Annotated in this window: 24 protein-coding genes and 1 riboswitch; of the genes, 8 read left to right on the top strand and 16 right to left on the bottom strand. The window is 61.8% G+C overall.

All coding sequences use genetic code 11. The annotated features are described in order from the left end of the window. Nucleotides 1-60 precede the first annotated feature (60 nt). The 9 genes from L2I41_RS18805 to L2I41_RS18765 all read right to left on the bottom strand — a co-directional run bounded on the left by L2I41_RS18805 (nucleotide 61) and on the right by L2I41_RS18765 (nucleotide 10960). The gene (locus L2I41_RS18805; protein WP_237155121.1) at nucleotides 61-1290 is read right to left on the bottom strand and encodes a capsule polysaccharide biogenesis protein; all 1230 of its coding nucleotides are present in this window, start codon (nucleotides 1288-1290) and stop codon (nucleotides 61-63) included. Between the two features lie 154 nt (nucleotides 1291-1444). Continuing rightward, entirely contained in the window at nucleotides 1445-3037 is a 1593-nt protein-coding gene (locus L2I41_RS18800; RefSeq protein WP_237155120.1) for an ABC transporter ATP-binding protein, read from the bottom strand. A 1-nt stretch (nucleotide 3038) separates the two neighbouring features. Next, nucleotides 3039-4169 carry an ABC transporter permease subunit gene (locus L2I41_RS18795; protein WP_237155119.1) on the bottom strand — a complete coding sequence of 377 codons (1131 nt, stop codon included), beginning with the start codon at nucleotides 4167-4169 and terminating at the stop codon, nucleotides 3039-3041. Beyond that, nucleotides 4162-5085: an oligopeptide ABC transporter permease OppB gene (oppB, locus tag L2I41_RS18790; RefSeq protein WP_237155118.1), complete on the bottom strand. Its 924-nt coding sequence runs from the start codon at nucleotides 5083-5085 to the stop codon at nucleotides 4162-4164. The genes L2I41_RS18795 and oppB overlap by 8 nt, the downstream gene beginning before the upstream one ends. 298 nt (nucleotides 5086-5383) lie before the next feature. Further along, on the bottom strand, nucleotides 5384-6982 hold the full coding sequence (locus L2I41_RS18785) for a peptide ABC transporter substrate-binding protein (RefSeq protein ID WP_237155117.1): 1599 nt from the start codon (nucleotides 6980-6982) through the stop codon (nucleotides 5384-5386). Between the two features lie 203 nt (nucleotides 6983-7185). Further along, on the bottom strand, nucleotides 7186-8103 hold the full coding sequence (puuE, locus tag L2I41_RS18780) for an allantoinase PuuE (protein WP_237155116.1): 918 nt from the start codon (nucleotides 8101-8103) through the stop codon (nucleotides 7186-7188). A gap of 141 nt (nucleotides 8104-8244) precedes the next feature. Beyond that, entirely contained in the window at nucleotides 8245-9111 is an 867-nt protein-coding gene (gene pssA / locus L2I41_RS18775; RefSeq protein ID WP_237155115.1) for a CDP-diacylglycerol--serine O-phosphatidyltransferase, read from the bottom strand. Between the two features lie 13 nt (nucleotides 9112-9124). Further along, nucleotides 9125-9826: a phosphatidylserine decarboxylase gene (locus tag L2I41_RS18770; protein WP_237155114.1), complete on the bottom strand. Its 702-nt coding sequence runs from the start codon at nucleotides 9824-9826 to the stop codon at nucleotides 9125-9127. Nucleotides 9827-10081: 255 nt separating this feature from the next. Then, nucleotides 10082-10960 (bottom strand): DMT family transporter, encoded by an 879-nt coding sequence (locus L2I41_RS18765; RefSeq protein WP_237155113.1) that lies wholly within the window; start codon nucleotides 10958-10960, stop codon nucleotides 10082-10084. Between the two features lie 159 nt (nucleotides 10961-11119). Further along, a riboswitch (FMN riboswitch) is annotated at nucleotides 11120-11273 on the bottom strand. Between the two features lie 279 nt (nucleotides 11274-11552). Between L2I41_RS18765 and L2I41_RS18760 the strand changes: the two genes are divergently transcribed. Both L2I41_RS18760 and L2I41_RS18755 read left to right on the top strand, forming a co-directional pair. Then, nucleotides 11553-12662 (top strand): right-handed parallel beta-helix repeat-containing protein, encoded by a 1110-nt coding sequence (locus tag L2I41_RS18760; RefSeq protein WP_237155112.1) that lies wholly within the window; start codon nucleotides 11553-11555, stop codon nucleotides 12660-12662. 44 nt (nucleotides 12663-12706) lie between these two features. Further along, on the top strand, nucleotides 12707-14101 hold the full coding sequence (locus L2I41_RS18755) for a DHA2 family efflux MFS transporter permease subunit (RefSeq protein ID WP_237155111.1): 1395 nt from the start codon (nucleotides 12707-12709) through the stop codon (nucleotides 14099-14101). Here the strand turns inward: L2I41_RS18755 and yidD are convergent. Both yidD and L2I41_RS18745 read right to left on the bottom strand, forming a co-directional pair. After that, nucleotides 14090-14416, bottom strand: a complete 327-nt coding sequence (gene yidD / locus L2I41_RS18750; RefSeq protein ID WP_237155110.1) for a membrane protein insertion efficiency factor YidD — start codon at nucleotides 14414-14416, stop codon at nucleotides 14090-14092. The genes L2I41_RS18755 and yidD overlap by 12 nt on opposite strands. Nucleotides 14417-14531: 115 nt before the next feature. Next, a complete protein-coding gene (locus L2I41_RS18745) occupies nucleotides 14532-14969 on the bottom strand; it encodes an iron-sulfur cluster assembly scaffold protein (protein ID WP_237155109.1) in 438 nt (145 codons plus the stop codon). A 162-nt stretch (nucleotides 14970-15131) separates the two neighbouring features. Between L2I41_RS18745 and folE the strand changes: the two genes are divergently transcribed. After that, on the top strand, nucleotides 15132-15764 hold the full coding sequence (folE, locus tag L2I41_RS18740; RefSeq protein WP_237155108.1) for a GTP cyclohydrolase I FolE: 633 nt from the start codon (nucleotides 15132-15134) through the stop codon (nucleotides 15762-15764). Between the two features lie 9 nt (nucleotides 15765-15773). Next, nucleotides 15774-16241, top strand: coding sequence for a phosphoribosyl-AMP cyclohydrolase (gene hisI, locus L2I41_RS18735; RefSeq protein ID WP_237155107.1), 468 nt, complete (start codon nucleotides 15774-15776; stop codon nucleotides 16239-16241). A 40-nt stretch (nucleotides 16242-16281) separates the two neighbouring features. Here the strand turns inward: hisI and L2I41_RS18730 are convergent, their stop codons facing one another. Further along, a complete protein-coding gene (locus L2I41_RS18730) occupies nucleotides 16282-16605 on the bottom strand; it encodes a PilZ domain-containing protein (protein ID WP_237155106.1) in 324 nt (107 codons plus the stop codon). 111 nt (nucleotides 16606-16716) lie between these two features. After that, nucleotides 16717-17028, bottom strand: a complete 312-nt coding sequence (locus L2I41_RS18725; protein ID WP_237155105.1) for a PilZ domain-containing protein — start codon at nucleotides 17026-17028, stop codon at nucleotides 16717-16719. A gap of 209 nt (nucleotides 17029-17237) precedes the next feature. Here L2I41_RS18725 and L2I41_RS18720 point away from each other — a divergent pair, with 209 nt between their 5' ends. After that, the gene (locus L2I41_RS18720; RefSeq protein ID WP_237155104.1) at nucleotides 17238-18452 is read left to right on the top strand and encodes a GNAT family N-acetyltransferase; all 1215 of its coding nucleotides are present in this window, start codon (nucleotides 17238-17240) and stop codon (nucleotides 18450-18452) included. 57 nt (nucleotides 18453-18509) lie between these two features. Beyond that, the gene (locus L2I41_RS18715) at nucleotides 18510-18935 is read left to right on the top strand and encodes an HIT family protein (RefSeq protein ID WP_237155103.1); all 426 of its coding nucleotides are present in this window, start codon (nucleotides 18510-18512) and stop codon (nucleotides 18933-18935) included. 12 nt (nucleotides 18936-18947) lie between these two features. Here the strand turns inward: L2I41_RS18715 and L2I41_RS18710 are convergent, their stop codons facing one another. Both L2I41_RS18710 and L2I41_RS18705 read right to left on the bottom strand, forming a co-directional pair. Continuing rightward, on the bottom strand, nucleotides 18948-19703 hold the full coding sequence (locus L2I41_RS18710) for a glycerophosphodiester phosphodiesterase family protein (RefSeq protein WP_237155102.1): 756 nt from the start codon (nucleotides 19701-19703) through the stop codon (nucleotides 18948-18950). Between the two features lie 5 nt (nucleotides 19704-19708). Beyond that, complete coding sequence (locus tag L2I41_RS18705) at nucleotides 19709-20173, bottom strand: RidA family protein (RefSeq protein ID WP_237155101.1); 465 nt, start codon at nucleotides 20171-20173, stop codon at nucleotides 19709-19711. A 213-nt stretch (nucleotides 20174-20386) separates the two neighbouring features. Here L2I41_RS18705 and L2I41_RS18700 point away from each other — a divergent pair, with 213 nt between their 5' ends. Next, nucleotides 20387-21199 (top strand): cell envelope integrity EipB family protein, encoded by an 813-nt coding sequence (locus L2I41_RS18700; RefSeq protein WP_237155100.1) that lies wholly within the window; start codon nucleotides 20387-20389, stop codon nucleotides 21197-21199. A gap of 24 nt (nucleotides 21200-21223) precedes the next feature. On the opposite strand, the gene L2I41_RS18695 is transcribed toward L2I41_RS18700, so the two are convergent. Continuing rightward, on the bottom strand, nucleotides 21224-22111 hold the full coding sequence (locus tag L2I41_RS18695) for a GntR family transcriptional regulator (RefSeq protein WP_237155099.1): 888 nt from the start codon (nucleotides 22109-22111) through the stop codon (nucleotides 21224-21226). A 188-nt stretch (nucleotides 22112-22299) separates the two neighbouring features. Here L2I41_RS18695 and L2I41_RS18690 point away from each other — a divergent pair, with 188 nt between their 5' ends. Continuing rightward, nucleotides 22300-23805 carry a UxaA family hydrolase gene (locus L2I41_RS18690; RefSeq protein ID WP_237155098.1) on the top strand — a complete coding sequence of 502 codons (1506 nt, stop codon included), beginning with the start codon at nucleotides 22300-22302 and terminating at the stop codon, nucleotides 23803-23805. Nucleotides 23806-23864 lie beyond the last annotated feature (59 nt).

Here is a 23864-nt window from a genome sequence, read left to right as displayed (position 1 = left end):
ACCTCACAATGTGCTTCGCAAACGTCCCAGCCCCCGTGTCTGGCCGTCGCCGCAACAGAATCAGTCAATATGTAGTATTCCCACCGCCCGGCGGTGGAGACGATCGGTGGCGGCTTGAACGGCCGCAGTCAACCCCGGCTCGCTGAAATATACGCCACGAATCTGTATCATTGCGGCGACAGCCCGCATGAAGGCGGCCACATCGCCCGCGGCGGCAGGTTCAGCCTCGGTCCAGAAGCGATCAAGATCTCCCTGATAGGTCAGGCCGTCGATGTCGAACAGCGCCCGGCCCAGCACCTTCAGCGGTTTGCCGAGCTCGAGCGCCCGCAGGCCGGAGGTGCTGTTCACCGTCACCATGCCGCGGCTGCCGCCGACCATGTCGTCGAGGCTGCCGCCGTCGATGTAGTGCACGCGCTCTCCGATGCCGAGCTCTGTCGCAATGCGGGCCGTCACGCGCCGCCAGTTGTTCAGCCCGGGGTCCCAGGGATGCGGCTTGACGATCAGATGCGTATCGACAGGCGCGTCCTGGGCGAAGGAGGTCAGCACTTCACGAATGGCGGGCTCGAGGCCGTCGAAATCGGAATAGGCGACGATCTGGAAGTCATGCTGCAGTTGCAGCGGAAACAGGTAATAGGGCACGCCCCGCGCCGCAAACCGGGCGAAATCGGCCGCCGCCTGTTGATTGCGGCGCCCTTCCCCCAGAAGCCGCAGCCCCATGGCGGGGAAATAGATGAAGGGATTGGCCCGCTTGTCCGGCCGGCGATAGCCCGGATAGAGCCAAGCCGCTGCCACATTGCCGAAGCTGTAGATCATGTCGCCGCGCGCCATGGTCCAGAAACTGTCGGTGTAGCGCCGCACGGCGTCCACCGGCCCGGCCATCGCGCCGAAGGCACGAATGGCGGCGATATCCCTTGGAAACAGCGAGTTGCCGCCCATGCCGTCGCGTTCGAGCGTGATCCAGTCGGGCCTCAAATAGCCGAAATCGGTCACGGTCACGCGCACGCCGCGCGCCTTGGCCTCGGTGATGGCCGCCTTGTGATAGGAGCGCTGCTCGCCCAGCAGAACGAGATCGGTCACCCCTTCCCGCGCGAACAGATTGCCGATGAACTCAGGCCAGCCGGCCTCCGAACCCCGGTAATTCACTGCCGGCCCGCCGCGCCAGAACCACCAGTCGCCGAAACAGAGATTGACGCCGGTCACGCGGCAGCCGCGCGCCGCCAACTCGCGGGCGATCCGGCTGAAAAAGGGCGACGGCATGCCCTGCAGGAACACGAAATGTTTGTCGGTCATCACCGGTCCAGAACGGCATGTTCACGCCTCACCTACGTGCCATGCCCTTCTCTTGAACCGCCTCAAGCCGGCAATTTCAAGTGCTATCTCTGCTTTATTCCCACAATGTCCAGATGCAGGCCCGCCCGTGTCCGGACGGGCCTGTTTTGCCTGATCAATGGCCGAAGGCAGCTGCCATCAGCTCGCGCGTATAGTCCATGGCCGGGGCGTCGAAGATCTGCTCCGTCGAGCCCTCTTCCACGATCTTTCCGCTCTTCATCACGATGATGTAGTCCGACAGGGCGCGGACCACGGACAGGTCGTGGCTGATGAACAGATAGCTCAGGCCATGGGCTCGCTGCAGGCTGCGCAGCAGTTCCACGATCTGCTTCTGCACGGAGCGATCGAGCGCCGACGTCGGCTCGTCCAGCACCACCACCTTGGGCTTGAGGATGATGGCGCGGGCAATGGCGATGCGCTGACGCTGGCCGCCCGAGAACTCGTGCGGATAGCGGTTGCGCATGTTGGGATCGAGGCCCACCTCTTCGAAGGCCTGCACGGCGCGCGCGTCGCGGTCAGCCTTGGTCAGCTGCGGCTCGTGCACCAGAAGACCTTCGGTGACGATCTCGCCAGCGGTCATGCGCGGGCTCAGCGAACCGAACGGGTCCTGGAACACCAGCTGCAAGTGCCGGCGGTGTTCGCGCATGGCCTCGCGGCTTGCCTGGGAGATGTCGGCATCCTCGAAGCGGATGCGTCCCGTGCCATGGTTGAGGCGCAGCAGCGCGCGGCCGAGGGTCGACTTGCCGGATCCCGACTCGCCCACGATGCCGATCGTCTGTCCCTCGCGCAGACGGATCTGCACCTGGTTGACGGCGTGGATTTCCGACGGCTTGCTGCCGAGGAAGCCGCCGCCCATGCGGAAGACGACGTTGACGTTCGAGCCCTCGAGCAGGATCGGCGCCGTGTCCGGCACCGGAGCCTTGCGGCCGGTGGGCTCGGAGGCCAGCAGCATCTGGGTATAGGGGTGCTGCGGGTTGTCGAACACCTCGCCCACCTTGCCCGTCTCCACCACTTCGCCGAGCCGCATCACTGCCACGCGGTCGGAGAAGCGGCGGACGATGTTGAGGTCGTGACTGATGAAGATGATGGCGAGGCCGATGCGCTTCTTGAGATCGGCGAGCAGTTCCAGGATCTGCGCCTGGATCGTCACGTCGAGCGCGGTGGTCGGTTCGTCGGCGATCAGCAGTTCCGGATCGTTGGCGAGCGCCATGGCGATCATCACGCGCTGGCGCTGGCCGCCCGACAGTTCGTAAGGGTAGGAATCCACCCGCCGCGTCGGATCGGGGATCTGCACCAGTTCCAGAAGCTCGATCGCCTTCTTGCGCGCTTCGGCCGCCGACAGGCCGCGATGATACATCATCGGTTCTGCCAGCTGCTTGCCGATCTTGTAGAGCGGATCGAGCGAGGTCATCGGCTCCTGGAAGATCATGGCGATCTTGTTGCCGCGCACCTGGTTCAGCGCCTTGAGCGGCAGGCCGACGAGTTCCTGCCCCTGGAAGCGGGCCGAACCCTCGACGCGACCATTGGACGCCAACAGGCCCATCATCGCCATCATGGTCTGGCTCTTGCCGGAACCGGACTCGCCGACGATCGCCAGGGTCTCGCCCTTGGCGACACTGAGCTCGATGCCCTTGACCGCGTGCACGTCGCCGATCGGGGTGCCGAAGCGGACGTGCAGGCCTTTGATTTCGAGAAGATTGTCCGTCATGTCAGCGATCCTTCGGGTCCAGGGCGTCACGCAAGCCGTCGCCGACGAAGTTGAGCGCGAACAGGGTCACCACAAAGAAGATGGACGGATAGATCAGCAGCCAGGGCACGAATTGCATGCCCGTGGTGCCCTCCGCGATCAGCGTACCCCAGGAGGTCATGGGCTCCTGCACGCCAAGGCCGAGGAAGGAGAGGAAGCTCTCCAGCAGGATCACCTGCGGCACCAGCACCGTCACGAACACCACAACGGGGCCGATCGTGTTGGGGATCACGTGGCGCTTGATGATCTGCCAGTTGGAGAGGCCCATGGCGTGGGCCGCCTCGACGAACTCGCGCCGCTTCAGCGACAGCGTCTGTCCGCGGACGATACGCGCCATGTCCAGCCACTGGATCGCGCCGATCGCCACGAAGATCAGCACGAAATGGCGTCCGAAGAACACTACCAGCATGATCACGAAGAACATGAAGGGCAGCGAGTAGAGGATCTCGACGAAGCGCATCATCACATTGTCGGTGCGTCCGCCGATATAGCCGGACACCGCGCCGTAGACCACGCCGATCACCAGTGACACCAGAGTCGCCAGGATGCCCACGGTGATCGACACCTGCCCGCCGACCATGATGCGAGGCATCAGATCGCGGCCGTTGCGGTCGGTTCCAAAGGGGAAATACTGGCGATTGACCGTGCCGGTGACGATGGCCGAGTTGCCGCCGTCCAGCGTCTCCTTGATGGCGGCGCCATCGAACTCGTCGGGCCGGTCGAGATAGCGCGTCACGCGCGGATCGATCGCCTTGTCCGAGGTCACCTTGGCCGTGTAGGTGCTGCCCGTCACCGAGAAATCTGCCAAGGACACGTGTCCGTGCTCGGCAGCGTCCTGCATCACCTGGTGCAGGGTGTCTTCCTTGGGATAGGGCTCCAGGGACGGCGGAATGGCCACGTAAGAGTCGAAGATCTGGTCATAGGCGTGCGGGTAAACCCAGGTACCGCCAAAGCTGAAGACCGCGACAGCGATCAGCACGAACAGGCTGAACATGGCGGCCTTGTTGCGCAGGAAACGCCTGCGGGCCATCATCCAGAGGCTGAGCCCCTGAACCGGCGCTTGCGTCACGGGGGACGACTTCTGCTCACTCATAACGAACCCTCGGATCAAGCACCGCGTAAAGAAGGTCGACGATGAGATTGAAAACAATGATGAAGATCGAGATCAGCACCACGGTGCCCATCACCAGCGTATAGTCGCGGTTGAGCGCGCCGAGCACGAAGTAGCGGCCGACGCCAGGCAGGCTGAACACGGTTTCCACCACCACCGAACCGGTGAGAACACCGGCGGCCGTCGGGCCGAGATAGCTGATCACCGGCATCAGTGCGGCGCGCAGGGCGTGGACGATCACGATGGTGCGCGACGGCAGGCCATAGGCACGGGCGGTGCGGATATGGTCGGCGCGCAACGTTTCGATCATCGAACCGCGGGTGATGCGGGCGAAGACGGCGAACTGCGGCAGCGCCAGCGAGATCACCGGCAGGACGAGATTGCGGAAGCCGCCGTCATCCCAGCCACCGGCCGGCAGCCAGCCGAGAACAACCGCGAAGACCAGCGACATCAGGGGCGCAAACACGAAGTTCGGCACGGTGATGCCGATGTTGGCAACACTCATCACCATGTAGTCGATCAGGCTGTTCTGCTTCAGCGCGGCGAGCGAACCGACGAACACGCCGCCGCCCACGCCGATCAGCAGCGCCCAGAACCCGAGGGTCATGGAGTAAGGCAGGCTGTTACCGATCAGTTCGGCGACCGTGAAGTCGCGATAGATGAAGCTCGGGCCGAAGTCGCCGTGCATCAGGTTCCACAGATAGTGGCCATATTGCACGATCAGCGGCTGATCGAGGAAGAAGGCGCGGTTGAGGTTTTCGAACACCTGCGGCGGCAGCGGGCGTTCCAGATGGAACGGGCCGCCGGGGGCGATCCGCATCATGAAGAAGGATAGCGTCACGACGATGAAAAGCGTCGGGACGGCGCTGAGAAAGCGCCTGAAGGCAAATCGGAACATCAGTGATCTCCGGGGCGACCGTCAATCGCGAGCAAGTTGCTTGCCACGAAGAGTCTCCTTGGCGCGCTGCATGTGCAGCAAGGCAACCCGCGTTGCGGTCTTGCCTCATCTTTCATCGATCCGGGGGAGAACTCTCTGATCAAGCTCAAGTTATCTCGAAAAAATGCAGGAATTTTTCGAAAATTGCAGAGCTCGAAGGCCCCTCGACCCCATGCGTCTATAAGCACACTCCCCGTGCCGCAGGGCACGAGGAGTGGCATTTTCGCAGGTGGTCGTCAGGACCTTGGGTCAGCCAGGATCAGTCCTTGCTGAGGAAGCGGGTCAGGTGCTGGTTGACCGCGTTGTCCGTCCAGCCCTTCACCTTGCTGGAGACCAGCCACAGGTTGGCGCTGCCCATGAACGGGGCAACCGGCTGCTCGGCGGACACGAAGGCCTCGGCGTCCGAGAGGATCTTCTGGCGCTTGGCAGCGTCGAATTCCTTGTAGGAAGCAGCCATCAGCTCGTCGAACTTCTCGTTCTTCCAGTGACCATAGTTGAACGAGGTGTTGGTGGAGACGAGCAGGTTCAGGAAGTTCTCGGCGTCGGCATAGTCGGCAACCCAGCCGGCGCGGGCGACGTCGAAGGAACCGCCTTCAGTCAGGTAGGCGTAGTGCGACTTCACGTCGAGGTTCTGGATGGTGACCTCGGCGCCCAGCGACTTCCACATGTCGGCCACAGCGGTGGCGACCTTCTTGTGGTTTTCGTTGGTGTTGAAGCGGATGTCGATCTTGAGCGGCTTGCCGCCTTCACCGTAACCGGCTTCCTTCAGCAGGGCCTTGGCTTCGTCCTCACGGTCGAGCTGGTCCTTGCCGGCGAAGTCCGGGAGCGAGGCGGTGTAGCCGACGATGCCCGGCGGCACCAGGCTGTAGGCCGGAAGCTGGGCCTTGGCGTAGATCTTGTCGGCGAGGAAGTCGCGATCGACGGCCATCGACAGGGCCTTGCGGACGCGCACGTCATCGAAGGGCGCATGGCGGGTGTCGAAGACGTAGTAATAGGTGGCCAGCGCCTGGTTGATGTGCACCTGGTCGGAGAACTTGCCCTTCAGGAAGTCCGTCTGGTCGGCCGGGAAGTTGTAGACCGTGTCGAGTTCACCGGCTTCGAACATGCGGATCGTGGTGGCCGCATCTTCGGACGGGTTGTAGACGACCTTGTCGATCTTAACGTTGGAGGCGTCCCAGTAGTACTTGTTCTTCTCGGACGTCAGGTGATCGTTGGCGACGTTCTCGGTGACCACATAGGCACCGTTGCCGACGATGTTGCCCGGCTTGACCCAGTCGGCGCCGAACTTGGTGACGGCGGCCTTGGAGACCGGCAGGGCGGTCTGGTGGGCCAGCAGCTGCAGGAAATAGGGGGTCGGACGTTCGAGGGTGATTTCCAGCGTCTTGGCATCGACGGCCTTGATGCCGAGCGTCGACGGGTCGGCCTTGCCGCCGTTGATGGCTTCGGCATTCTTGATCGGATAGAGGATCGTGGCGTATTCGGCCGCTTCCTTCGGGCTCTCGACGCGCTGGAACGAGAAGACGAAGTCGTCGGCAGTCACCGGCGAGCCGTCGGACCACTTGGCGGTTTCGCGGATCTTGAAGGTGTAGACGGTGCCGTCGGGCGAAATGGTCCAGCTCTCGGCGGCGCCGGGGATCAGCTTGCCGGTCGGATCATAGACGGTCAGACCTTCCAGGTAGTCCTTGAGGATGAACTCCTCGATGTCGATCGACGTGTGGGCAGGATCGAGCGACTTCGGCTCACCGCCGTTGCCACGATAGATCACGCTTTCGGCCATGGACGGCATGGCTGCCGCGGCCAGCATCGTTCCCGCCAGCATGGCGGCTGCCGAAGCACGAAGAACGAAATGGAAGGACATACTTTGTTTCTCCTTGTTATCGACCGGCGCCCAATGCGTTTCGCATCCCCTGGAACACCGCTCGTATTTCGATGGCTCAAGCTAGCGCGGAAATTATTCTTCGCAAGCTCAAAGTTTGTGATCTATCCGTTCAAGCAGGCTACATCCCCGGTTGCCTGCAGAACTATGCAATATTTTCAACTGTCATCTATACTTTGACTGGCTCAGTCTTCGGGGCGATGCTGCGACATCCAGTGCCAGGCAATGTCGATACGCCGGGGCGTCCACACCTTTTCATGCGACAGGACGTAATCCACAAAGCGCTGAAGCGCTGCCACGCGCCCCGGGCGCCCCACCAGGCGGCAATGCAGACCGACGTTCAGCATCTTGGGACTGCCGTTTCGGCCCTCTTCATAGAGAACATCGAAAGCGTCTTTCAGATAGGAAAAGAACTGATCGCCGGAATTGAACCCCTGCGGCGTGGCAAAGCGCATGTCATTGCTGTCGAGGGTATAGGGGATGATCAGATGCGGGCCGTTCGGCCCCTTGATCCAGTAGGGCAGATCGTCGGCATAGGAGTCCGAGGAATAGAGGAAGCCGCCCTCCTCCACCGCCAGTTCGGTCGAATACATGGAGGCGCGGCCGGTATACCAGCCGAGCGGACGCGAGCCGGTCACCTCTTCATGGATGCGGATCGCCTCCATCATGTGCGCCCGCTCGTCTTCCTTGGAATAGTCCTTGTACTCGATCCACTTGAGACCGTGACTGGCGATTTCCCAGTCGGCTTCCTTCATGGCCGCGACGACGTCCGGGTTCCGCGCCAGCGCGGTCGCCACGCCATAGACGGTCACCGGCACGTTGCGGCTGGTGAACAGGCGCCACAGACGCCAGAAGCCGGCGCGCGAGCCGTATTCGTAGATGCTTTCCATGTTCCAGTGGCGCTGCCCCGGCCAGGGCTGGGCACCGACGATTTCCGACAGGAAGGCTTCCGAAGCGGCGTCGCCGTGCAATATGTTGTTCTCGCCGCCCTCTTCATAATTCACCACGAACTGCACCGCGATGTTGGCCCCCTCGGGCCACACGGCGTCCGGCGGCGTCCGGCCATAGCCAATCATGTCGCGCGGATAGTTCTGATCTGCCATGTCGCTTCACCTCGAAAATGCATACCAGCCAGTGCCATGTTGAGCGCATTCGCGCCGCCAAGGCAAATGCAATCTGGCGGACGCCTGCGCGACCGCCACCCATTCCGTCGAGAACGACAATTGCAGTTAATACGAGGGGTATCAGGACTTGTCGGCCGGACCCGTTTCATCCTCGTCGGGCACCGTCACGTCGAGCGACAGCTCCTGTCCCAGATCGCCATGGGCGCGTGCCAGGCGATTCCAGGCCCGCCAACCGAAGGGGATGTAGGCGAGATAGGCCACGCTGATTGCCGCCAGCATCTCGAAGGGGAAGCTCGCCAGCAGCGCGAAGAACAGCACCACGGCCAGCATCAGCGGCAGCACATATTCGCGGCGGATGCGGCCGAGCTTCTTGCCGGAGAAGGTCGGCACCCTGCTGACCATCAGCGCGGCGATGACGATGACATAGACCACCACGAGCGGCGCCAGCTGCGGCGGCACGGTGATGCCGATCTGGTCCAGATAGATCGGCAGCAGCACCACCAGCGCGCCGGCGGGGATGGGCATGCCGACGAAGAAATTCGCCTGCCAGGACGGCTTTTCCTCGTTCAGCATCACGTTGAAGCGCGCCAGGCGCAGGGCACCGGCGATGGCGAAGACGATGACCGCCAGCCAGCCGAAGGACTTGATGGAGTGGAGGTTCCAGCCATAGAGCAGGATCGGCGGCGCGCAGCCGAAGCTCAGGAAGTCGCTGAGCGAATCCAGCTCGGCACCGAATTTCGAGGTGGAGCGCAGATAGCGCGCGATGCGTCCATCGAGGCTGTCGAGGATGGCCGCCGCGAAGATCGCGTAGATGGCGATCTCATAGCGCTCTTCGAAGGTCATGCGGATGGCGGTCAGGCCCGCGCATAGCGACAAGAGCGTCACCATGTTCGGGATGATCATCCGGAGCGGGATCGGGCGACGCTTGCCCTTGCGGTTGGGGTTTAGTCCTTGCTCCGGATCAACAGGAGGAAACAGGCTGGCCATGACCGTTCCGCCCTCACGACACGCGCACGAAGGGCGTCTTGGTCTCGCCGTCGATGTCGGCCAGCACGGTTTCGCCGGCGATCGCACGGGCACCCTCGGCGATCAGCGCCGTAGCGCCCTGCGGCAGGTAGACGTCGACGCGCGAACCGAAGCGGATCAGGCCGAAGCGGTCGCCGACCGTCAGGCTCTCGCCTTCGCGGGTGAAGGACAAGATGCGGCGGGCGATCAGGCCGGCGATCTGCACGACGCCGACGGTACGACCGTCCTGCCGCTCGATGACGATGCCGTTGCGCTCGTTGTCCTCACTGGCCTTGTCGAGTTCGGCATTGAGGAACTTGCCGGGCTTGTAGGCGATGCGGGTGATCTTGCCCGTCACCGGCACGCGGTTCACGTGCACGTCAAACACGTTCATGAAGACGCAGATCCTGAGGCGCGGTTCGTCGCCGAGGCCGAGTTCCTTGGGCGGCACGGCCTGCCCCACCGAGGAAATGCGACCGTCGGCCGGCGAGATCACCAGATTGGGCGTCACCGCCGTCACGCGCACCGGGTCGCGGAAGAACAGCGCGCACCACACGGTCAGGATCAGGCCGATCCAGAACAGAGGCGCGAACAGCCAGCCGAGGATCAGCGTTGCCGCGGCAAAAATCGCGATGAACTTGTGTCCCTCCGGATGAATCGGGGGGATGGCGTTCTGGATGGATTTGACGACCGACATGATCCTGAACCTATGCGCACTGCTGCCCGTTTAGGGCTTCTCGTGCGACATTTGGCACGATTGCCGTGTCATTGGAAGGGTCCGCCCCCAAATCGCACCACTCCGGACGTGGATATCCGGGGTGGAGACGAGAGCCTCAGTCGATCATGTTGAAACAACATGACCGAAAGGCAGCTGTTCAGGCTATCGAAGCTGGAGCGCTTTCCAGTCGACCTGATGATTCCGTCAGGTCGGAAAGCGCTCCAGCATTGGCGTTCACTCGGCGGCGGCAAGGCCGCTGTTGGCACTGCCGGTTTCCGCCTTCAGGAGGTAGAGCGAAGCACCGATGATCAGCGCAGCGCCCACCCACAGGAAACCGCCCGGCGCGTAGCCGAACACCAGGTAGCCGGCGACCACGCCCAGCGGCAGGCGCACGTGATCGAAGGGCTGCAGGTAGGACGCGTCGGCGCGCGAATAGGCCAGCGTCAGGAAATACTGCGCCGCCGCCGTCAGGGCCGCCAGCACCAGGATGCCATAGAGCGCCGGACCGGTCGGGATCACGAAGGCCGCGGTCGGCGAGAAGCCGGTGTCGGCCAGCAGGAACACGGCGTTGATCGGCGTCAGCAGCGCCAGCAGGTAGACCGTCACCGATTCCGGCCGCTCGATGGTGGCGAGCTGGCGGGTCTGGATCGACGATCCCGCCCACATCAGCGCGGCGCCGAGCGGCAGCAGGCTGTAGACCGAGAAGGCGTCGGACCAGGGGGCCAGGATCAGCATGCCGCCGACGAAGCCAACGGCGGTAGCAACCGCACGGTTGAAGCCGATGTGCTCACCCAGGAACAGACGCGCGCCCAGGATCACCATGAAGGGCGAGGTCATGTCGATGGCGATCACCTGCCAGATGGGCACGCCATGGGTCAGGGCCGCCACGAAGAACTGTACGCCGAGCGTGGCCAGCACCACGCGGACCACATGCAGGATCGGATGCGACGTCTTGAAGGCGCCGGCACCGAGCTTGATCAGGGAGGGAACGAAGAAGACCAGCGACAGGCCATATTGCCAGAAGGCAAGCGCAGTCGAGGAGACGCTGTAGCTCTGCGCGACCCACTGGGTCAGCACATTGATCACGGCAAAGGCAAGACCGGCCGATACCATGAAACCCGCTCCAACCAAGGGAGACATGCGGGTGTTCGGGCTCTGATTCATGTTTCTGTTCCTTGCAAAAAGGAGCCAAACGGAATCAGGGCGATCGGGAAAAAGACGACAACCGTCTCCACAAGGTCATCCCTCGCGTCGACGGCCAAAAGCCTCAAAACCCGTTCTCTTCCATCCGGACTATACCGTCGGCTTCGGATTGTCACCGAATCTGCTGACCCTTCAGGACAGTGCCCTGAAGGCGCTCGCGGGCTCATGCGGACGAACCGCCATCACCGCCGGTGGGGAATTGCACCCCGCCCCGAGAACTTGTGTTCCGGCGTCATTGCCGAAACACTGGATACCCTACCGGTTTGATGGACAAATGGCAATGATACTGTCGTTTCATTTCGCCAAGTGGTGAACAGTCATGCGTGCCACGCAATCTTGAACTTCGCTCACGAAAACACGATCGCGCGGCACAGCCTTGCCACAGTCAAAACCAAGTTTGGCCGCAACTGCCGGGCATTCGAGATTTCACAGAGCATTCAATACCTTCGAGCTATCGTTCGAAGTCAGCTCGCCTCCACCTTGCCTTCAGGAAGTATCCCCTATGTCAGGTTTGATCGGTTCATCTTGCACCACCGCCGCCCTCGCGCTTTCCGCTGGCCTGGTCTGTTTCGCGACAAGTTCACCTGCCGCCGCCCAGACAGCGCCGACCTGCTCGGCGGAACAAACGGCAGAACTCCTGGCTCAAGCCACCGCTGACAGTCCGAGTGTGCAGGTTACATGCTCTCCGGTCTTGAAGCGTGACGACGTAATCACCAAGCAACTTCGCTTCGAGGGAGCTGCTGCCAGCGGCATAGATTTTAAGTGCAATGGAGCGACAATCGACGGCACTGCGACCGACGTAAACAAGAACAAGACAATGATCACCATCCAGGCAATCGGCAAGGATTGGATGGAGATGTCGCAGAATCGCCCATCCAAGATCACCATCCGGGATTGCCGTCTTTTGGGTTCGGCGCGCGTATCCGGCTTGGGAGCGAACGGCCAGGGCGAGTTGCTCAAAGCGTCCTCGCGGGAGCCTGGACACACAGAACGCACCCAAGCCGCGGCGCCTTCACAAATTCAGTTCGTCCACATTGATTTTCAGGCGACCGGGCACATTCCACTTTATCTATCGCCTGGCGCCACGCAGGTCAGCGTAACCCAGTCCCGATTTGGCGGCATGTCAAACAGCACGATGATCTACCTTGATGCGGAGACAGCTCACAACCGCATCCTCGACAACGAGTTCAATGGCCGTACCACTCGCGAGTATATCGCCGTCGATGCCTCGGCCAAGAACGAGATCAGCGACAACAGCTTTGTCGACCCGAAGAAGGGGGGCATCTTCGTCTACCGCAATTGTGGAGAAGGTGGCGTCATTCGCCAGCAAGCTCCGCAGAACAACGCGTTCAATGGCAATACCTTCCTCTATAAGTCGCCTATGACCCCCGACAAGCCCGGTATCTGGCTCGGCTCGCGTACGGGCTACAACTTTGGCTTCCGCAGCTATTGTATATCGACCGGTTCCGTCCTCACAGCCGCCCTCCCCCCCGACGACGACGCTCATAAAAACTCCGTGACCGGTAATGTTTTCGTTGGCGCTTCGCCGACGGAGGCAATACGCGATTACGGGGCCGACAACACCGTCGCCGACAATGTCGGACGGCAGTAGCTCGCTCTGCCTCGCTTGCCTCTCAGAACCCCATTCCCGCCATCATGCTCATTCCCCTCATCGTCGCCTGCGCCCTGTTCATGGAGAACCTCGACAGTTCGGTCGTCTCGACCTCGCTGCCGGAAATCGCCCGTGATCTGGCGGTGGATCCGATCTCGCTGAAGCTGGCCTTCACCAGCTATCTCATCTCGATCGCGGTGTTCACGCCGATCTCCGGCTGGGTGGCCGATCGCTTCGGCTCGCGCACGGTGTTCCGGCTGGCCATTGTGGTATTCGTCGGCGGGTCCATCCTGTGCGGTCTGTCGTCGACGCTCGAGGGGTTCGTCGCCGCCCGCATCATCCAGGGCGCGGGCGGCGCCATGATGGTGCCGGTCGGCCGGCTGGTCCTCCTGCGCTCCATCGTCAAGTCGGACTATCTGCGCGCCCTCTCCTGGCTCACGGTGCCCGGCCTGATCGGCCCGGTGCTGGGGCCGCCGGTGGGCGGCTTCATCACCACCTATTTCCAGTGGCGCTGGATCTTCTGGATCAACGTTCCCATCAGCATCCTCGGGTTGGTGCTGGTCAGCATCTTCATCACCAACTATCGCGAAGAGAATCTGCGCCCGCTCGATACGGTCGGCTTCATGCTGTCCAGCGTCGGCCTCGCCGGCTTCGTCTTCGGCATCGCGGCCAGCGGCATCGGCCTGTTGCCGCACTGGCTGATCCTCACCATGATCTTCGGCGGCTTTGCCTCGCTGATCGGCTATGTGGTGCATGCCCGCAAGGTCGAGGGGCCGCTCATCGACCTGCGCCTGTTCGAGATCGACACCTTCCGCATCTCGGTCTTTGCCGGCATCCTGTTCCGCATCGGCGTCGGCGCCATTCCCTTCCTGCTGCCGCTGCTGCTGCAGATCGGCTTCGGCATGACGCCGTTCCAGAGCGGCATGCTGACCTTCTCGGCCGCTGCAGGCGCCATGACCATGAAGTTCACCGCACCGCGCATCCTCAAGGCCTTCGGCTTCCGCAGCGTACTGATCTTCAACACGATCATCACCACCACCTTCATGCTGATGATCCTGACCTTCACCAAGGAGACCCTGCCACTGGTGATGTTCGGCATCCTGCTGGTCGGCGGCTTCTTCCGCTCGCTGCAGTTCACCGCGCTCAACGGTCTCGCCTATGCCGATCTGGACCAGAAGCGCATGAGCCAGGGCACCAGCCTCACCTCGGTGATCCAGCAGATCTCGGTCGCCCTTGGCGTGGCGGTCGCGGCCGGCGCTCTCGAATGGACCCGCAGCCAACGCGCCGACCCGACCCTGGTCGCCTCCGACTTCCTGCCGGCTTTCGCCGTGCTCGCCGTCATCGGCCTGATGTCGATCCCGCTCTACACCCGGCTCGACCGGAATGCGGGCGCCGAAGTGTCCGGGCGTCATGTGGAAGAGGAAGCGTCAGCCGCCTAACCGGTTGCGGCTCGTCATGTGCCGACCAGTCCACCTGGCTCCCCTCCAGGGGCGCCACCAGCGATAGGCCGGATCGAGCTGGTCGCGCACGGGATCGAAGCCCGAGCTGCCCCAGGGATTGCATCGCAAGATTCGGGCGAGCCCCATCCAGCCGCCGGCCCAGAAGCCGAAGCGCTGGATGGCCGTGTCGGTATACTCCGAGCAGGTCGGCAGATAGCGGCATTGGCGGCCGATGAACGGGGATAATGTGAGTTGATAACCGCGGATCAGCAGGTGTGCGACATATCGCACCGACAGGCGACGTAACCGCGACATTGGCGCCGCCCTGAACGAGGGCTTGGGCGACATTTTCGTGACATTCAAGCCAAGGCCGCAGTGGATGCACATGGCGCGTTTTATCCCCTGCCCTCTGGCCTGCCCTTGCCCGGTTTCAGCCGGCCTGGCGGGCTTCGATCTGGTTGAGACAGTCGACAACGGCGTCAAACGTCAGCATGGTCGAGGCGTGACGCGCCTTGTAATCCTTGACGGGCTGAAGATATTTCATGTCTTCGAAGCGTCCAGTCGGCGGCTCTCCGCCTTCCTTCAGCATCTTCAGCATGATCTCGCGAACTTCTCGAAGTTCTTCTGCCGTCGCGCCCACGACACATCTTGCCATGACTGAGGCTGACGCCTGCCCGAGCGCGCAAGCCTTCACGTCATGAGCAAAATCAACGACACGATTACCTTCCACCTTGAGGTCGACGATGATCGTCGATCCGCACAGGCGGGAATGGGCCTTGGCCGTGGCATCGGGTTCGGCAAGTCGCCCGATCCGCGAAATGTTGCCGGCGAACTCGAGAATTTTGGCGTTGTAGATTTCGTCGATCATGACTTCGCCGCGCATATGTGAAGCTGTTGTCGCAACTGGCGGATTTCCCTGCTGTCAGCTTTGACCTCCGCCGGAAGCGAGTATATAGGCGAGGTTCCAAACAATCGCCATAGGCGTTGCGTCGGACTGCAAGACCGACCGAATTGCTGGGAAGGACACCAAATGACCGACGTTCCGGCCTCTTCCGCCCCGACAGGTGTCGACCAGCCGCTCACCACAGTCCACCGCCCCAGCCGCGAGGAAGCGGAAGCAGCGGTGCGGACCCTGATCGCCTATGCCGGCGACGACCCGTCCCGCGAGGGTTTGCTGGACACCCCAAAGCGCGTCGCCAAGGCTTATGGCGAGCTGTTCTCCGGCTATAAAGACACGGCAGAACAAGTGCTTGAGCGCATCTTCACCGATGTCGCCGGCTATGAAGAGTTCATCCTCGTGCGGGAAATTCCATTTTACTCCCACTGCGAGCACCACATGGTACCTTTCATCGGCAATGCGCATATCGCGTATTATCCGACGGAGGGTGTGGTTGGACTTTCGAAGCTGGCGCGGATCGTCGAAATGTATGCTCGACGTCTGCAGACGCAGGAAGCAATGACGGCACAGATCTCGAATGCGATCGAGAAAGTGCTGAAGCCGCGCGGTGTGGCGGTGCTGATCGAGGCGGAGCACATGTGCATGACCATGCGCGGCGTGCAGAAGCCGGGTGTCTCCACGGTCACCGCGCGCTTCACCGGTTGCTTCCAGGAAGATCCTTCGGAACAGGCGCGGTTCATGATGCTGATCCGCGGTCAGAAGTGAGCAAGAGTGATGTGTGAGTCCAAGGTGTTGTTCCCTAAGGCAGGTGGAAAGTCGGAACTTGAGGCCGGCGCCGTGTTGACGCCGCGTTTTGGCGCCGACGGCAACATCACTTGTGTCACTCTGGACGCCGACACCGGCGAAGTGCTGATGGTCGGCCACATGAATGCGGAGAGCCTCGCGCTCACCATCAAGACTGGCGAAGGCTGGTATTGGAGCCGGTCGCGATCCGAGCTGTGGCACAAGGGGGCGACCTCGGGGAACGTGCAGAAGGTCGTCGAGCTCCTGACCGATTGCGATCAGGACGCGGTCGTCATGCGCGTGCGTGTCGAAGGTCACGGCGCCACCTGCCACACCGGCCGCCTATCCTGCTTCTACCGGCGCATTCCGTTGGGACAGGATGCAGCGTCCGGGGACGTTCGCGTTGAGGATGTCGGTGGAGACAGGCTGTTTGACCCGAAGGACGTCTACGGAAAATAGCATTATTTTACAATAACTTAAAAGGAAACCACTTCTCAGGTCAACAGTTCGCGTAAAGGAAGCTGACGCCAGCCTCGTGCTGACGGAGCCAGACGATCATGCCCGTCAGAACCATCTGCTGGTCGGGAATGTTCACCTGGACACGATCGCCGACCCCGAGACCATTTGTGCCGATGCGGATCTTGCAGCCGCCGACACTGATGTTCTCGACGCAGCATTTGATGGCGGTGGTCTGACGATTGAGCGTTGCCGGCCAACGGCAATCCGCTCTCTGGTGCTTCCGCCCGTCTTCAACCCGCAAATGCGGATGTTTGAGTTGGCGGATGATATCATTCATGTCTGCGCAGTTGCTGGAATTGGGCATTCAAGACCCTCCATGCAGTTTGCGCTATGTTATCCTTGCATTATTAACATCGTGTTGTAACAAAGATGAAACACGACAGTTTTTGCAAATTTTGCAAAATCGTCCTTTTCCTCATCTTTTCAAATAGCTTGCTTCGCTATAGCCGAACTGGATTCCGGCTTCCCCGTGCCGCTTCCAGACAATCATCCCGTCCAGCACCATCTGCTGCGATGGAATGTCAACGGTCACCGATTCCCCAACATCCACCCGGTTTGATGACACCCGGATGCGGCAGCCACCAACGCTGATGTCTTCCACCACACAGGCAAGATTCTGCGCCATCCTGTGCAGGATGGCCGGCCATTTGCACGGCCTGCGAACATTGGCGCGACCATCTCCAACTGTAAGAGTCGGGTTTCGAAGCTGCGCAAGCAGTTGCCGCATCTCTTCGTCACCTTGGGTGCTCCGCCTTACCAAGCCTGCCTCCGATCCCAACTCCCGGATGAAAAAACATTAGTGAAATTCCGTTAAAAATGAATGTGTTGGTTGTTGTCGCAATTGAAGCCAACCAAATATCACAATGCCATGATTGTCTTGCATGCCAAGCAAACTCACTTAGGCTGGGACAGGGCTTCATGGGAGTCTCCCGCGCGATGACAGAATCCTACAGGCTACAGACGGTCGATGGCATCGGTCGGGTGCCCAAACACATTTGGGACAGCCTCGCAAATCCCGGTTGGCAAGTGGCTGACCACGGGCGGATTTCGCCCAAGGAAGGCACGGACGTCGCGGCCTTCAATCCCTTCACAAGCCACGATTTTCTCCGGGTCTGCGAGAGCTCGGGCTGCGTCTCGTCCAAGGCCGGCTGGCTGCCGCATCATCTCGTGCTTGAGGACGGAACGGGCGCGACCGCCGGTGTCGTCCCGGCCTATCTCAAGGGGCACAGCTTCGGTGAATATGTTTTCGACCACAGCTGGGCGGACGCCTATGAGCGCATGGGCGGCAGCTACTATCCCAAGCTCCAGGTCTCGGTTCCCTTCACGCCGGCGACAGGCCCTCGCCTCCTGACCGCGGACGGCGAGGCGCGCGCTGCGCTTGGTCGCGGGATCGCCATGGTCGCCGACCACCTGTCGCTGTCTTCGGCGCATGTCACCTTCGCCAATGAGACCGACGTCGACACCTTGCAAACGGAAGGCTTCCTGCTGCGGCTGGACCAGCAATTCCATTTCGAAAACAAGGGCTACGACAGTTACGACCAATTTCTCGGCGAGCTGGCATCGCGCAAGCGCAAGGCCCTGAAACGGGAGCGGCGCGATGCCCTTGCCCCCGGCATCGAGATCGAGTGGGTCACCGGCTCGGATCTCACCGAGGCCCACTGGGACGCCTTCTTTGCCTTCTACATGGACACCGGCAGCCGCAAATGGGGGCGCCCCTATCTCAATCGCACCTTCTTCTCGCAAGTCTCGGACGCGATGTCGGAGCGCATCCTTCTGGTGATGGCCAAGCGCGAGGGACGCTACATCGCCGGCGCTCTCAACTTCATCGGCTCGGATCGCCTCTATGGCCGCAACTGGGGCTGCATCGAGGACCATCCCTTCCTGCATTTCGAGGTCTGCTACCACCAGGCCATCGATTTCGCCATTCACCGCAAGCTGGCCATCGTCGAGGCCGGCGCGCAGGGCGAACACAAGCTGGCGCGCGGCTATCTGCCGGTCACCACTCGGTCGGCGCACTACCTGCCCGACGCCAAGTTCCGCCGCGCGGTGGCCCATTATCTCGAGCAGGAGCGACTGGCCGTCCTTGAGACAGCGGATGCCTTTGCGGCCCAGGGGCCGTTCCGGCGCGGCGATCTCCTTCAGGACGATTGACCTCTATGGTCGGCTTGCGGCAGTTTGCGCGCAGTTCCTTTCGTCTGGAGTCGCGCCATGACCGCCGCCTATGATCCCAACAACATCTTCGCCAAGATCCTGCGCGGCGAGATTCCGAGTCACAAGGTCTACGAGGACGACAAGATCCTGGCGTTCATGGATGTGATGCCGCAATCAAACGGGCATTGCCTTGTTGTCCCCAAGACGCCGGCACGCAATCTGCTCGACGCCAGCGTCGAGCAACTCACCGACCTTATGCCCGTCGTCCAGAAGATCGCCAAGGCGGCGGTGAAAGCCTTCGAGGCCGATGGTGCCGTCATCATGCAGTTCAACGAAGCGCCGGCGGGGCAGACGGTGTTCCATCTGCATTTCCATGTGGTGCCGCGCTACGAGGGCGTGCCCATGCGGCCGCATGAGGGCGGCATGGCGGACGGCGCGATCCTTGCGGCCAATGCCGCCAAGCTCCGCGTCGCCCTCGCCTGATCGTCGTGTCCGTCAGGCTTCGGGGTCGAAGCCTTCGAAAATCATCTGGTCCGCGTGTTCCGCCACGCGGGCCCGATCTTCCGGGGTCCGGACAGTCCAGCTGATCAGCGGCAGCTTCCAGTCCTCACGCACCCGGCGACTGATCTCGTTGGGAAGCAGTTTCACCCAATAGCTGACAAACTGCAGCTTGCTGTGATGGATCCCGCTCAGGCCAGCCAGGCTCGCCTGATCCAGATGGCTGAAGCCGTGATAATCGGCGGGATTGGCCGCGTCGTCGGCGACAATGCCACGAGGGATCGAAGGCGCAATCTCGGCCAGATCCTCGATCATCCGGGTGTCAAAGGACTTCACGACCACCGGCCCCTTGTAGTCGTGGAGCGCCGTCGCCACCTTGCGGACGATCTCGGTTTCCCGCTCTGCGAAGTTGCTCTTGATTTCAATGACGATGCCGGTTCGCCCGGCAACCATGTCCAGAACGTCTTGCAGCGGGCAGATGCGGTCCGTCGTGTTCTTGAACGGCACCGCCTGCAGCTGCTTCAACGTCATTTCGGCCACATTGCCCTGGCCGTGGTTGAGCCGCCCGAGCTCATGATCATGGTGCACCACCACATGCCCGTCAGCCGACAGGTGAACATCCAGCTCGAAGTTGAATCGTCGTTCGGTCGCAAGTGCAAAGGCGCTCATGGTGTTTTCGACGCGCCCGGCGGCGATATCGTGGAAGCCCCGGTGGGCAATGGGGCGGGCAGTCAACCAGGCAAGGTCACTCATCTCGTTCAGGCCACTTCAATGATCGCATCGATTTCCACGGCGACACCCAAAGGCAGTCCGGCCACGCCAACCGAGGTGCGCGTGTGCTTGCCCTTGTCGCCCAGCACGTTGCCGAACAGGTTGGAGGCGCCGTTGACCACCATGGGGTGATCGACAAACTCTAGCGTCGAGTTGATGAAGGCGTTGAGACGCACCACGCGCTGGATGCGGGCGAAATCGCCGAGGGCGGCCTTGGCCTGCGCCAGGATGTTGAGGGCGCAGAGTTCGGCGGCCTTCTGGCCGGCGGCCACGTCGAGATCGGCGCCGAGCTTGCCCAACACCTGTTCGCCGCTTGCCAGCTTGGAGATCTGCCCGGAGACGAAGAGCAGGTTGCCGGTCATTACGGTCGGCACATAATTTGCGACGGGAGCGTTAGCCTCCGGCAGGGACAGACCGAGGTTGGCGAGCTTGTCTTCGACGGTACCGTGCATTCGGGAACTCCTGAACCCAAGAAAATCGGCTCCACTTGTGACCCATCCCGGCACCTTGTGCAATAATGTGGTCGCCTTTGTCCCTGCTGTCTGACGCAAAGCGTCCAAGGATTGCTTTCGCGAGCGCCGGCAACGTGATAGGCGGTTATTTCGCCGCAATTGTCCGTTAACGAAGCTTGGGCAATGGTGTGCCGCCGGGAGGATGTTCGCTTCATGTCTTCGATAGTCAGAGCTGCTGCCATATCCATGCTTCTGACAGCCGCGGCTGGCCAGCAGGCCTATGCCATCACGCTGGCACCGCACCGCGCGGTCTATGACCTTGCCCTCGACACCGACAAGCAGATTGCCGATGGCGCCGTGAACATGAAGGGCCGCATGGTCTACGAGTTCACCGGGTCGACTTGCGAAGGCTATACGGTCAACTTCCGCTTCGTCATCGAGACGCAAGACGCCTCCAATGGTTCGACCATCACGGATCTGCGCACCTCCAATCACGAGAGCACCGACGACAAGGATTTCCAGTTCCTGTCGCAGACTTACACGAATCAAGTACTGACCGAAGACGTCAAAGGCTCGGCCGAGCGGCAGGACGACACGGTGGCAGTGTCGCTCAACCTGCCGGAAAAGCAGGATCTGAAGATCGTCAAGGAAGCCACCTTCCCGACGGCGCATCTCCTCAAGATCATCGATGCCGCGGAAAAGGGCGAGAAGGTGCTCAACCTCGAAGTCTATGACGGCTCGGACGGCGGCACCCATGTCTACAAGACGTCCACCATCATAGGCGACGAGCGCAAGACGCCGCCCGACCCGAATGAAGCCCCCATCGGCAACATGCGCCGCTGGCCGGTGACCGTCTCCTATTTCAACTCCACAGAAACCGGCGACCTGACGCCCGACTACTCGATTTCCTTCGATCTGTGGGAGAATGGCGTCTCCACCAAGATGAAGCTCGACTATGGTGATTTCGTCCTCAAGGGCGATATCGGCCAGTTCGAGGCCCTGCCGGTGACGGCCTGCACGCAATAAGGTCGCGGGCCTCGGAGCCGTCGATCAATCCTCGAAGGAAATTGACTGCAGCAAGGTCTGCCGGGCCGAATTCATATGAGTCTGGCAAGCCTCGGCGACACGCTTGAGGTCGTGGCTCTTTAGCGCCTCGATATAGGCGAGATGCTCTTCGAGTGCGCGCCGATTGCGGCTGTCGGTCTCGGTCTTGTTCCAGCGATAGTGGTAGTGGAAGATCACGGCGATCACGTCGTAGAAGTCGCGGATGAAGCGATTTCCGGCGGCGGCCTGGATCAGCAGGTGGAAGTTCTCGTCGAGTGCAGAGAAGCGCTCCGGATGGCCTCTTTCGTCGGCCAGCATGGATCGGTGTTCGGCCTCGAACTGCGCCAGTTTCTGCCAGGCCGGATCATCCTTCGGCAGGTTGGCGAAGGCGGCGGCGGAGCGCAGCTCGAACATTTCGCGCACATCCATGACCTCGAGCGCAAACTGACGGGTGAAGCCGCGCAGCACCCAGTGACTGTTTCGGCGCTTCTCGATCAGGCCAAAGCGGCTGAAGCGGATCAGAAATTCGCGAACGCTGGTCGTGCCGGTACCGACTTCTCGCGCCAGTTCCAACTCGTTGATCTGCATGCCCGGCTGCGCGTCCTGCTGAACGATCCGGCGCATGAAGGCCTGTTCGATGACGTCGGAGAGGTCTTCCGTCTCGTCATCCGGGAACTGGTCATCCGGCGTCGGTGCCCGAAGAACTTCCTTGGTCCGCTTGTCCCAGGAAATGATCCCGACGTCGGCCATTCGCGACAAGACGGCGCGCACCGTGGTTCGGCTCACGCCGAGGTGCTGGCAGAGTTCTGGTTCCGACGCAAGGTGTTCCCCCGGGACGGCCAGCGCGAGCGCCCGGTTGTAGGCTTGCTTGAACACATTGCTCTGCCTGGCCATCCAGTTGACTCCACGAGATAATTGCCGCCATTCCCGCGCCCTGGTCTAGCAGGGAGGCGAGGCGCGGACACCCTCATCATCACTTTTTGCACCGAAATGCAAAATAAACCCATTGACGGGCATTTGTCTATTGTCGATAAAAGACAGGAGGAATGCGGACGGTAAGTCCACGGGGATGGAAGGCAAAGATGAGTGAGCGGCGGGTGATCCGGCTTTCGCCAAACGACAATGTGGCGGTTGCCGTCAGCAAGATCGAGCCCGGCTACGAGCTGCCCGGTGGCGCCGTGGCTGTCGGGGTTGTGGACCCCGGGCACAAGGTCGCGCTGGTCAACATTGCCAAGGACGATCCCGTGGTGAAATACGGCCAGGTGATCGGCGCGGCCAGCGTCGCCATCGCCGCCGGTGAACACGTCCACTCGCATAATCTGGTGTTCGAAAACGGCCGCCTGTCCGCCGAAGCCACCATGCGCCCCCTGCTCCCGGCAGCTAGCGACATCGGTCGTACGTTCGACGGCTATCGCCGAGCCGACGGTCGTGCCGCGACGCGCAATTATGTCGGTGTCATCGCCTCTGTGAACTGCTCGACGACGGTATGCCGGGCGATTGCCGATGCGGCCAATCGCGAACTGCTGCCGAAGTTCCCGGGCATCGACGGCTTCGTGCCGATCGTGCACGACCAGGGCTGCGGCATGAGCTCGACCGGCGACGGCATGAAGTATCTGCACCGCACGATCGCCGGCTACGCCAGGCATGCCAACTTCGGCGGCGTACTGATGGTGGGCCTTGGCTGCGAAGTGAATCAGCTTACCCTCTACGGTCAGTCGGGCGCTTCCGATACCAAGCGGCACTTCAACATTCAGGACGCTGGCGGCTCCCGCAAGGCGGTTGAGCGCGCCCTCGGCGTGCTGGCTGAGATCGCGACAGAAGTTGGCAAGGCCAAGCGCGAGCCGATCTCCATCAGTGAAATCATGGTGGGCCTGCAATGCGGTGGTTCCGACGGCTTCTCGGGCATCACGGCCAACCCGGCGCTGGGCGCCGCAGTCGACCTGCTCGCCGGTGTCGGCGCGACGGGCATCCTGTCGGAGACCTCGGAAATCTATGGCGCCGAGCATCTGCTGATGAGCCGGGCCAAGTCGCCGGACGTGGCCGCGCGTCTCGACGATCTGATCAAGTGGTGGGAAAGCTATACGGCGATGCATGGCGCCTCGCTCGATAACAACCCCTCGCCGGGCAACAAGCGCGGCGGCCTGACGACGATCCTCGAGAAGTCGCTTGGCGCTGCGGCCAAAGGCGGCCAGACGCCGCTGAACGCGGTCTACGGCTACTCTGAGCGAGTGACCGAGCGCGGCTTCGTGTTCATGGATACCCCCGGCTATGACCCTGTGTCGGCGACCGGTCAGGTCGCCGGTGGCGCCAATGTGATCGCTTTCACCACCGGACGCGGTTCCTGCTTCGGCTGCCGACCGGTGCCGTCGCTGAAACTGACCAGCAACTCGGCGCTTTATGCGTCGATGCCTGAGGACATGGATCTGGACTGCGGCGTGATTGCCACCGGCGGCGCGACCATCGAGGAAATGGGGCGCACGATCTTCGAACTGATCATCGCCACGGCGTCGGGCAAGAAGAGCAAGAGCGAAGAATTCGGCTACGGCGACAATGAGTTTGTGCCGTGGCACCTGGGGGCGGTCCTCTGAGGAAAGGGACCGACTGACATCGGGTGGACGAGCAGACAGTAGATGACCGGCGATGGACG

Source organism: Oryzibacter oryziterrae (assembly GCF_021864535.1).
GTDB classification, from domain to species: Bacteria; Pseudomonadota; Alphaproteobacteria; order Rhizobiales; family Pleomorphomonadaceae; genus Pleomorphomonas; species Pleomorphomonas oryziterrae.
This window is presented reverse-complemented; position numbering and strand designations above follow the sequence as displayed.